This window comes from Chromohalobacter sp. HP20-39, assembly GCF_033052815.1.
Classification (GTDB): domain Bacteria; phylum Pseudomonadota; class Gammaproteobacteria; order Pseudomonadales; family Halomonadaceae; genus Chromohalobacter.
The window spans coordinates 1-263 of sequence record NZ_JAWHTP010000785.1; the positions used below are offsets into that span (position 1 = coordinate 1).

The 263-nt window shown below is 43.0% G+C and carries 1 protein-coding gene; it reads left to right on the plus strand.

Features of this window, described 5'->3' with window-relative positions:
* Positions 1–188, plus strand: a 188-nt coding sequence (locus RVY79_RS20110) for a hypothetical protein (protein WP_411161766.1), incomplete at its 5' end; no start/stop codon positions are given.
* Positions 189–263: the final 75 nt, after the last annotated feature.

The following is a 263-nucleotide window of genomic DNA, read 5'->3' on the forward strand; positions in this document are numbered from 1 at the left end:
CTACCGGTCGGGCAGATATTTACACGGAAACACCGGTCAAAGTGTCTGGCTTTAAGCGCGTCATAGACGAGCAGGACTGGACAATCACTAAGGTGACACATTTTCTGAATAATAGCGGCTTCACGACGTCATTAGAGCTTGAGGTCAGGCTTTCTGATGTGGGGTACGAAACAGAAGATAATGAGTGATGTTTTTATTTTATCTGTTTGTTTTGTAAGGGTAAATTAACTAAAATGGCACCATCAACAAAACCGGAAGAGGTG